This is a genomic window from Aquiflexum sp. (assembly GCF_041749095.1).
Classification (GTDB): Bacteria; Bacteroidota; Bacteroidia; order Cytophagales; family Cyclobacteriaceae; genus Aquiflexum.
Genome location: NZ_JBGTCA010000536.1, coordinates 1 through 1,953, shown reverse-complemented (window position 1 = coordinate 1,953; position 1,953 = coordinate 1). Strand labels below are relative to the sequence as shown.

Here is a 1,953-nt window from a genome sequence, read left to right as displayed (position 1 = left end):
GGATTGGATAAACCGATGGATTTTCAGTTGAGAGGTGAAGGGGTTCCCTATTTCAAAAAGCCTGGAGAGAAAAACTGGTACGGCACAACCCTTCCTTGGATGTCCATTGGCTATGAGGCAAAACTGACGCCTTTGCACACTTTGACCTTATATAATGCTGTTGCCAACAATGGCAAAATGGTCAAACCTATGATCGTTCAGGCAGTGGCCAGGGGTAATCAAATTGAAAAAAGATACCAAACGGAAGTATTGCGCAAAAGCATTGCATCCGGCAAAACCATCCAACAGATGCAGCAACTATTGGAAGGTGTGGTCAAAAACGGCACTGCCAAAAATGTGTACAATAAAGAATACAAAATAGCAGGCAAAACCGGCACTGCCCAGAAGTTAATTGATGGGAGATATTCCCAAAGATATTATACCTCCTTTGCAGGATACTTCCCTGCGGACAATCCTAAATATTCTGCCATTGTAGTGATCGATAGCCCTAAGGGGTTTGCAGCTTATGGTGGGGATATTTCTGCTCCGGTATTCAAAGAGATTGCTGATAAAATCTATTCTCAGGATCTGGAACTGAATAACAGGGTAAATGAAAACACTTATCTGGCTTCGACCTCCAATGAAGGATTTCCTTTCATTCAGGCCGGTAAAATGGATGAGTTACAGATGATCTGCAACCGTTTTGGAATTTCAAATCATGTGAGCGGGGAAATTACAGACAGTTTTGTGAAATCGTCTGCCCAGAATAAAGCGATACTTTGGAGAGCCAATAAAACAGATGCACCAACAGTTCCTGATGTTGCAGGGATGTCTTTGAGGGATGCACTTTATGTGTTGGAGAACAAAGGTTTGAGAGTAGTTTATCAAGGAAAAGGTAGGGTAAAAGGGCAATCTATTTCTCCCGGTGCGGCAGTGGGAAATGGCAATGTAATCAATCTGGTATTGGGATAAATGAAGGCACTACAGGAAATATTGTACAGAGTATCCTTAACCTCCACAATTGGAGACATGGGCATTGGTATCAAGACCATTGTCTTTGACAGTAGAAAGGTGGAGGAAGGTGTAGTCTTTGTTGCTATCAAAGGAACGCAGTCCGATGGTCATGCTTTCATTAACAAAGCCCTTGAAAAAGGAGCAGTAGCCATTGTATGCGAGCAAATGCCTGAAAAAACTCAGGCCGGCGTCACCTATGTACAGGTATTGGATTCTTCCAGAGCCTTGGGCATCATGGCGGCAAATTATTATGAACATCCATCTGAAAAGTTGAAGTTGGTGGCAGTGACAGGAACCAATGGTAAGACCACCACTGTCACCCTTCTCTATCAGTTGTTTATGGAAATGGGATACCATGTAGGGTTATTATCCACTGTGGAAAATAAAATACATGAAAAGACCATTCCCTCAACACATACTACACCTGATTCATTACAGATACAGCAATTGCTGCAGCAAATGGTGGCATCAGGTTGTACCCATTGTTTTATGGAGGCCAGTTCCCATGCGATCGTGCAGCAGCGGACGTCAGGTTTGAATTTTGCCGGAGCACTGTTTACGAATATCAGCCATGACCATTTGGATTACCATGGTTCATTTGATGAATATATCAAGGCCAAAAAGCTGTTGTTTGACGGCTTGTCCAAAGAAGCTTTTGCCCTGGTCAATGCAGATGATAAAAGGGGGCTTGTCATGCTTCAAAACTGTAAAGCCTTACCACAGACTTTTGGACTTAAATATCCCGCAGACTTCAAAGGCAAGATACTTTCCAATACCCTCGAAGGTTTGGAACTCGAAATCAACAACAGGCAGGTATGGTTCCGCATGATAGGGCAGTTCAATGCCTACAATCTCTTGGGGGTGTTTGCGACTGCTGTTCTTCTAGGTGAAGAGGAGGAAGAAATCCTGATGCAATTATCCAAAGTACAGGGTGCACAGGGTAGGTTTGATAAGATATCG

The 1,953-nt window shown here is 43.3% G+C and carries 2 protein-coding genes; both read left to right on the top strand.

Annotated elements, in window-relative coordinates; genetic code table 11:
• Positions 1 to 951 (top strand): penicillin-binding transpeptidase domain-containing protein (locus ACEW8O_RS24120; RefSeq protein WP_373497187.1); only part of this gene is annotated, 951 nt, incomplete at its 5' end.
• Positions 952 to 1,953 (top strand): UDP-N-acetylmuramoyl-L-alanyl-D-glutamate--2,6-diaminopimelate ligase (locus ACEW8O_RS24115; RefSeq protein WP_373497186.1); only part of this gene is annotated, 1,002 nt, incomplete at its 3' end. It abuts the gene before it with no gap.